Genomic DNA, 6,845 nt, shown 5'->3' on the forward strand with positions numbered 1-6,845 from the left:
CCGCCCCGCCTGGCACCCGCCGGCGGGGCGTCGTCGTCACCGAACATCGGCACCGTGAATGCCGAAGTCATCGGCATTTTGAGTGCCGGGCAACAGGTGGAGGGGTCAAGGACGTCACGGTAGGCGCGGACGCGGTCACGTACGCCGTCCATGGTGAGGCGGCCGCCTGAGTCGGTGACGTAGACGCAGGTAGCGCCGTAGGACTCCATCAGTTTGGCTTGTCGGGCCAGTTCGGTGGGGTCGGCCATGTGGGACATCATCAGGAAGCCGGCGACGTCCATGCCCAGGTCGCGGGCGGCGGCGATGTGCTGGGCGGAGATGTCGGCCTCGGTGCAGTGGGTGGCGATGCGCACCGAGCGGACGCCGAGCGCGTGTGCTCGGCGCAGGTCGTGCAGGGTGCCGATGCCGGGCAGGAGCAGGGTGGTGGGCACCGCATGGGTCACGGCGTCGCAGACGGCCTCGATCCACTCCCAGTCCGTGTGGGCGCCGACGCCGTAGGTGATGCTGGAGCCGGACAGGCCGTCGCCGTGGGCGATCTCGATCGCGGTGACTCCGGCGGCGTCGAGTGCGGCGGCGATGGTGCGGGCCTGGTCGACGGTGTAGCGGTGGCGGACGGCGTGCATGCCGTCCCTGAGGGTCACGTCCTGCACGTACAGGGCGTCCGGCTGGGGTGCGGTCATGGGGAGACCACCTTCGTGGTGCGTTGGGCGGCCATGCGCTCGGCGGTGCGCAGGGCGGCCGAGGTCATGATGTCGAGGTTGCCGGCGTAGGCGGGCAGGTAGTGGGCGGCGCCCTCCACTTCGAGGAACACCGAGACCTTGGCGGCCTGGCTGGGCCGGGCGGCGGCTGGGAGGAGGGAGCGCAGTGGGTTGTCGATGGCGACGCGTTCGAACTGCACCTTCTGCTTGAGGCGGTAGCCGGGGACGTAGGTCTGGACGCGGGCGACCATCTCCTCCACGGAGGCGGCGACGGCCGCGTCGTCGCAGTCGCCGATGAGGCAGTGCACGGTGTCGCGCATGATGAGGGGAGGTTCGGCGGGGTTGAGGATGATGATGGCCTTGCCGCGGGCCGCGCCGCCGACGTACTCGATGGCCGACGAGGTGGTCTCGGTGAATTCGTCGATGTTGGCCCGGGTTCCGGGGCCGGCGGAGCGGGAGGAGATGGAGGCGACGATCTCGGCGTAGTGGACCGGGGTCACGGCGGCGACGGCGGCCACGATGGGGATGGTGGCCTGCCCGCCGCAGGTGACCATGTTGACGTTGGGCGCGTTCAGATGGGCGTCGCCGTTGACCGGCGGCACGACGTAGGGGCCGAGCGCGGCGGGGGTGAGGTCGACGACCGTACGGCCGAGTGCGCGGAGGACCTCGTCGTGGTGCTTGTGCGCGCCCGCGGAGGTGGCGTCGAAGACGAGGGACACGTCCGCGAACTCGTCCAGGTCGACCAGACCGTCCACGCCCTGGTGGGTGGTGGCGACCTTCAGCCGTCGGGCGCGGGCCAGGCCGTCGGAGTCGGGGTCGATGCCGGCCATGGCGGCGATCTCGAGGGAGTCGGAGAGCCGCAGAATCTTGATCATGAGGTCGGTGCCGATGTTGCCCGAGCCGATGACGGCGACCTTGGTGGTCATGCTCCGGTTCCTTCCGTGGCGGGGGCGGCGAACGCTGTGGTGACCGTGCCGAGTCCTTCGATATGGGCGGTGAACTCGTCGCCTTCGACGGCGAGGGCCATCGGGCCGAGTGCGCCGGTCAGGACGATGTCGCCGGCCCGCAGCGGCTCGCCCAGGCCGGCGAGCATCGAGGCGAGCCAGAGGGCGGCGGTGAGCGGGCTGCCCAGGCAGTCGACGCCGGTTCCCTGCGAGACGGTCTCGCCGTTTCTGGTCAGGGTCATCCGTACGGCGCGCAGGTCGACCCGGTCGAGGGGTACGGGGGTGCCGCCGAGGACGAACAGGCCGCAGGAGGCGTTGTCGGCGACGGTGTCGACGATGGTGATGTCCCAGTCGGCGATCCTGCTGTCGACGATTTCCAGCGCGGGCAGGGCGAACGCCGTGGCCCGCAGGAGGTCGGCCATGGTCGGGTTCCGGTGCGGCAGATCCGCGCCCAGTACCAGGGCGGCCTCGGCCTCGACCTTCGGTTGCAACAGCCGACCGGGTGCGATCGGCTGCCCTTCCGGTACGGCCATGTCGGCGAACAGGGCTCCGAAGTCGGGCTGGTCGACGCCGAGCTGGCGCTGAACGGCGGGTGACGTCAGGCCGATCTTGCGGCCCACCAGCCGCCGTCCTGCGGCGACACCGCGCTCGATGTACAGCCGCTGTACCGCATAGGCCACCTCGACGTCGGCTTCGGGCAGGAGGGAGCGCACCGGGGGGCAGGGGGAGCCGGTGCGGGCGGCTTGGTCCAGGACGGCTGCTGCCTCGCTCACGGCGGTCGCCGTGGCGTCATGGGCGTTCATGGCTGCCTCCGGGCGGTGCATCGGTGGTGTGGAACGGGCATGCGGGTGCCTCCAACGGGGAGTGGGGTCGGCGGGGTGGGTGACGCGGGGTGGGTGACCGTTGCGTCGATTCAGGACAGGTATAGGCATGCGGCCGGCGCGGCGGCAAAATATGTTCCATGACACGGAACAATCTGCAGGGGAACATGCTCGACAAGGCGGTGCAGATCCTGGACTGCTTCAGCCCGACCGAGGGAGCGTTTCGCCTGACGGAACTATCCACCCGCACGGGTCTGACGAAGACCACCGTCTTCCGCCTCTGCGCCGACCTGGTACGTCTCGGTCTGCTCGAACGCGACGCCGAGAGGTACCGGCTCGGCGGCAAGCTCTTCGAACTCGGTGCGCTCGTGCCACGCCGACATGATCTGCGGGAGGCGGCCCTGCCCTTTCTGCAGGATCTGTTCGAGGCCACGCGCGAGACCGTCCACCTCGGGGTGCGTGAGGGCCACGAGGTGGTGTACGTCGAGCGCATCCACGGCCACGACGCGCTCCCACTGCCCTCCCGTATCGGCGGCCGCCTGCCCCTGACCTGCACCGGCGTCGGCAAGGCACTTCTGGCGTTCTCCGGCTCCGAACTGACGGAGGAAGTCCTGGCCGCGCCGCTGCCCCGCCTCACCCCGCGCTCCGTCACCGACCCGGAGCAGCTGCGCACAGCCATCGAGCAGGCCCAGGTCGCGGGCCTGGCCTACGAGGAGGAAGAAGCCGCCACGGGCGTCAGCTGCATCGCGGCACCCGTCTTCGACGGACCGGTGGCGGTGGCCGCGCTGTCAGTGGCGGTACCGCGTACCCGGTACCGGCCCGCCCAGCTGGCGCCCGCAGTGCGGACAGCTGCGCTCGGCCTGTCGCGTGTGCTGCGTTCGGGCCAGGGGGCGCGGGGCGGCAACCCTCCACCTCCTGGCCGCCCTTGAGGCCACACCCGCCCGCATGACCGAGCTCGTCGGGCAGCAGGTGGGCCGATGAGGTGTCAGTCGTCGGGGATGCCGGTGCCGCTGAGAGCGGGCACGGTGTTCTCGACGTGTCCCAGGGAGCGCGCACCGATGCCGAACTGGGCGAGCTTGTTGGCGATGGTCTGGCCGACCGGCAGGTGACCCCAGATGCTGATGCCCTGGTGGGTGGTGTGTTCCCAGGTGCTCTCAGCGATGACGATGGGGTTCCAGCCGACCTCCCACTCGAAGCCCGACGGGGTGCGGGCGTAGTACGACAGCTCCTTGTCGTTGGTGTGCTGGCCGACGGACAGGGCCATGTCGAAGCCGAGTTCGTGCACCCGCTGGTAGCTCTGCGCCAGGTCGTCCAGCGTCGCGGCCTGGATGTTGAGGTGCTGCACGCGGGTGCGGACCGGATCGATTGGTATCCCGCGGACGGCGGCGACGGCGATGGAGTGGTGGCGTTCGTTGACGCGCAGAAAGCGGATCTTGAGTCTGACACCGCTGATGGTCTCGTCGATGTAGTCGGTCAGACGGGCATCGAAAACGGTGTTGAAGTAGCCGCGGATCTGGGACGGCTTGGTGGAGGTGAGGGCGATGTGGCCCATGCCGCAGGCGCCGGTGACGAAGCCGGAAGCGAGCATCCGCAAGGGCTCGGCCGACTTCACTGGGGTGGTGTAGATCTCCTGCGTGATGCCTTTGGGGCCGGGGAAGCGCAGCAGGCGTTCGACTCCGCGGATGGCCGCCTCCTCGTCGGACCCTTGGACCAGGGGCACGCCATGAGCGCGGATACGAGCTTCGATCTGTTCGAAGGCGGCATGGTCGTCGATGTGCCAGCCAGTGGCGACAATGTCCTCGGCAGGGCCCCGCCGCAGCAGGAAGCGGCATACCTGGTCGTCGAGGCGGAAGCGCATCATGTCGCGGGAGAGCGCGTCATGGTGCATGCCGATGGCGTCGGTGCCGAACCGGCGCCAGTCGGCGAAGCGGTTGGTCTCGATGACGATGTAGCCCAGACGTACGGCGCCGAAGACGGAAGCGGTGGCACTCATCGGCGGCCTGCCAGGAAGTCGGCGCACAGGCGGTTGAACAGTTCGGCACGTTCGAACTGCACCCAGTGACCGGTGTTGGCTACCAGGTAGAGGTCGCAGTTGGGCATGCGGTCGGCCAGCATGCGGCCGCCCGCCGGCCGGTTGACCTTGTCCTCGGCGCCCCACAGCACGAGGGTGGGCACCGGCAGCCGGCTCAGGCGCCGGTCGCGGGTGAAGTCCATCTTCCACAGCGTGCGCAGTGCGTTGGGCCCCGAAGGGCGCTGGAGCGGCGGGGAGGCGATGACCTCGGGGTCGATGCTGGCCCGGTAGCGCTCGTCGATGGCCGATTCCGGCACGTCGGCAGCGTTGAAGACAAGGTAGTCGCGGATGAACTTCTCAAGCTTCAGCCGCGAAGGGCCGTCCCCCGAGTAGTAGTTGAACAGGTTGTTGAGGCCGGCTGTGGGCAGGGCGCGGGTCGTACCTATGCCGCCGGGCCCCATCAGGACCATGCGGTCAACCCGGTCGGGGGTGTCCAGGGCCAGTCGCAGAGCGCAGGCGCCGCCGTAGGAGTTGCCGACCATGTGCGCCTTGCCCAGACCGAGCGCGTCCAGCAGACCGCGGATGCCGTCGGCCAGGTACCCGAAGGGGTCACTGCCGTCGACGCCCTTGGTGCTGCGACCGTAGCCGGGCAGGTCGGGCACGATGACCCGGTACTCCTTGGCCAGTTCCGCGATGTTGCGGGCGTAGTTGGAGATGCCGGAGGCGCCGGGCCCACCGCCGTGCAGCAGCAGCACCGGCGGACCGTCTCCCGTCTCCGCGACGAAGATCTCATTTCCTCGGACGTCGTACATCGTCTCCTGCATCGACGGCAGGCCGGTCTCGGCAGTCATGAAAGCGGTCCTCACAGGGTCGTGGTCGGGTCGGGTCGGGAGAAGGTGCGGCTGCCGGCACGAACCCGGCAGCAGGCAGGGGATGACACGCCGGCTGTCACGGCGGCATGGACGTGGGCGTCCTGGGTGCACGAGGAGAAGGACTGCGCGGCAGCCGGCCATCCAGGGCAGCAGCGCACCGCCGCCGTCAACGACGGCGCCTTCCGCCGACCGGGGACCTGCGGGCGGGGTGGTCGGCGAGCACATGCCCAGCGGCTCCGGCTCCGTTCCGGGCGCAGTCCTCCTTCACCGAGCTACCTCGCATCATCCCGGGAAGCACTTGATGTAGCGCTCATTCCAATTGGAATGGATGCTACGCTAAGCGGAGTGCCGGATACGGTCAAGGGCCGGCGCAACAGGAGGGAAGAGTCCATGACCAGGCCCGATGCGACGCACAGGAAGCGGGCGAACGGCGTGGAATCGCGCCAGCGCATCCTCGACGCCGCCGTCCGGATCGCGGGCGAGCGCGGGTACGAGGGCACGTCCATCGCGGCTGTCAGCGCCACGTGCGGCCTGCCCGCCAGCTCGATCTACTGGCACTTCAAGGACAAGGACGACCTGATCGCCGCCGTCATCGAGCGCAGCTTCGACACGTGGCTGGCCGCCGTCGAGCTCCCCGGTGAGGAGACAGGAACGCCCTTGGAGCGGATCACCGTCATGGCCACGAACGTGGCGAAGTCACTGGTCGAGACCCCCGACTTCCTGCGCCTCGGCCTCATGCTCGCCCTGGAACGGCGGCCCAGCGAACCCCGGGGCAGAGCGGTGTTCCTGCAGGTGCGGGACATCGCGCGCCGGAAGATCGCCGAGATGGTCCAGCAGCTCTTCCCGGAACTGGACGAGGACGCGGTCCGCACGCTCACGACATACACCGTCGCCGGCGCCGACGGCCTGTTCGTGCAGCGGGAGATCAACGGGGAGGCCATCGACCTGGTGGCGATGTTCGAGATGCACGCCCAGCTGGTGCACCAGGCAGCGCAACGCATGACGGCCAGCGACTCGCGGTGACTGCGACACCGCGCTCGCCCCTTGGCGCCGCGAGCCGCCCGTCCGTGAGTTCGTCCAGCGCACCCGCAGGGAGCTCGGGGTAGCAGCCTGAGTCAACTGCAAGACCCCAACGGCGCATCCCCCGCCCGCGACGCGAGGCGGGTGACCACATCACCTGCCTCGGCTTGCCGTGTTAGCAGCGAGCGCAGTCGTTCGATCTCGTCGTGCTGGGCAGCCAACTGAACGCCGGGCCCTGCTGCGGCGGCGGCCCACGGTGACCTCCTGGCGACGCCTGCTTGAGGCAGCCTGCCCGGACCACGACCGAGAGGCATTCCCCGTCAAGCGGAATTGAGATCACGCTACCGAGGCTGATTCGAGGGATGTTGTGGCCCGCTTTCGGGACCTGGTGGTGCCATGTTTGGCCGATCTGGCCGGTGATAGTTCCCAACTGCTCTGGCTCCTCCCGATCGGCCCACTCCACGATGTCGCCCGGGTAC

Annotated in this window: 7 protein-coding genes and 1 pseudogene; 3 read left to right on the forward strand and 5 right to left on the reverse strand. The window is 69.3% G+C overall.

Annotated features, from left to right (window positions below):
- From dmpG to mhpD, 3 genes are all read right to left on the reverse strand, one after another.
- The coding region (gene dmpG / locus ACWD35_RS44605; RefSeq protein WP_451357042.1) for a 4-hydroxy-2-oxovalerate aldolase at nucleotides 1–680 on the reverse strand (680 nt) is incomplete at its 3' end.
- Nucleotides 677–1,624 carry an acetaldehyde dehydrogenase (acetylating) gene (locus tag ACWD35_RS44610; RefSeq protein ID WP_451357043.1) on the reverse strand — a complete coding sequence of 316 codons (948 nt, stop codon included), beginning with the start codon at nucleotides 1,622–1,624 and terminating at the stop codon, nucleotides 677–679. The genes dmpG and ACWD35_RS44610, both read right to left, overlap by 4 nt.
- Complete coding sequence (gene mhpD, locus ACWD35_RS44615) at nucleotides 1,621–2,445, reverse strand: 2-keto-4-pentenoate hydratase (RefSeq protein ID WP_451357044.1); 825 nt, start codon at nucleotides 2,443–2,445, stop codon at nucleotides 1,621–1,623. Before mhpD ends, ACWD35_RS44610 begins: the two co-directional genes overlap by 4 nt.
- Nucleotides 2,446–2,630: 185 nt before the next feature.
- Between mhpD and ACWD35_RS44620 the strand changes: the two genes are divergently transcribed.
- Nucleotides 2,631–3,392, forward strand: coding sequence for an IclR family transcriptional regulator (locus ACWD35_RS44620; RefSeq protein ID WP_451357048.1), 762 nt, complete (start codon nucleotides 2,631–2,633; stop codon nucleotides 3,390–3,392).
- 56 nt (nucleotides 3,393–3,448) lie between these two features.
- Here the strand turns inward: ACWD35_RS44620 and ACWD35_RS44625 are convergent, their stop codons facing one another.
- Nucleotides 3,449–4,456 carry a VOC family protein gene (locus tag ACWD35_RS44625; RefSeq protein ID WP_451357045.1) on the reverse strand — a complete coding sequence of 336 codons (1,008 nt, stop codon included), beginning with the start codon at nucleotides 4,454–4,456 and terminating at the stop codon, nucleotides 3,449–3,451.
- Nucleotides 4,453–5,325: an alpha/beta fold hydrolase gene (locus ACWD35_RS44630; protein WP_451357046.1), complete on the reverse strand. Its 873-nt coding sequence runs from the start codon at nucleotides 5,323–5,325 to the stop codon at nucleotides 4,453–4,455. The genes ACWD35_RS44625 and ACWD35_RS44630 overlap by 4 nt, the downstream gene beginning before the upstream one ends.
- Before the next feature lie 411 nt (nucleotides 5,326–5,736).
- Between ACWD35_RS44630 and ACWD35_RS44635 the strand changes: the two genes are divergently transcribed.
- Together ACWD35_RS44635 and ACWD35_RS44640 are read left to right on the forward strand one after the other, a co-directional pair.
- Nucleotides 5,737–6,369, forward strand: a complete 633-nt coding sequence (locus tag ACWD35_RS44635) for a TetR/AcrR family transcriptional regulator (protein ID WP_451357047.1) — start codon at nucleotides 5,737–5,739, stop codon at nucleotides 6,367–6,369.
- Nucleotides 6,370–6,589: 220 nt separating this feature from the next.
- A pseudogene (locus ACWD35_RS44640) lies at nucleotides 6,590–6,700 on the forward strand (WhiB family transcriptional regulator); the annotation flags it as partial.
- Between the last annotated feature and the right edge of the window lie 145 nt (nucleotides 6,701–6,845).

It is taken from the genome of Streptomyces sp. NPDC002671 (assembly GCF_053592475.1).

What these genes read in the sequence shown, in the direction of transcription:
- ACWD35_RS44610 (WP_451357043.1), bottom strand. Translation starts at nt 1,624, where the DNA reads ATGACCACCAAGGTCGCCGTCATCGGCTCGGGCAACATCGGCACCGAC.
- mhpD (WP_451357044.1), bottom strand. Translation starts at nt 2,445, where the DNA reads ATGAACGCCCATGACGCCACGGCGACCGCCGTGAGCGAGGCAGCAGCC.
- ACWD35_RS44620 (WP_451357048.1), top strand. Translation starts at nt 2,631, where the DNA reads ATGCTCGACAAGGCGGTGCAGATCCTGGACTGCTTCAGCCCGACCGAG.
- ACWD35_RS44625 (WP_451357045.1), bottom strand. Translation starts at nt 4,456, where the DNA reads ATGAGTGCCACCGCTTCCGTCTTCGGCGCCGTACGTCTGGGCTACATC.
- ACWD35_RS44630 (WP_451357046.1), bottom strand. Translation starts at nt 5,325, where the DNA reads ATGACTGCCGAGACCGGCCTGCCGTCGATGCAGGAGACGATGTACGAC.
- ACWD35_RS44635 (WP_451357047.1), top strand. Translation starts at nt 5,737, where the DNA reads ATGACCAGGCCCGATGCGACGCACAGGAAGCGGGCGAACGGCGTGGAA.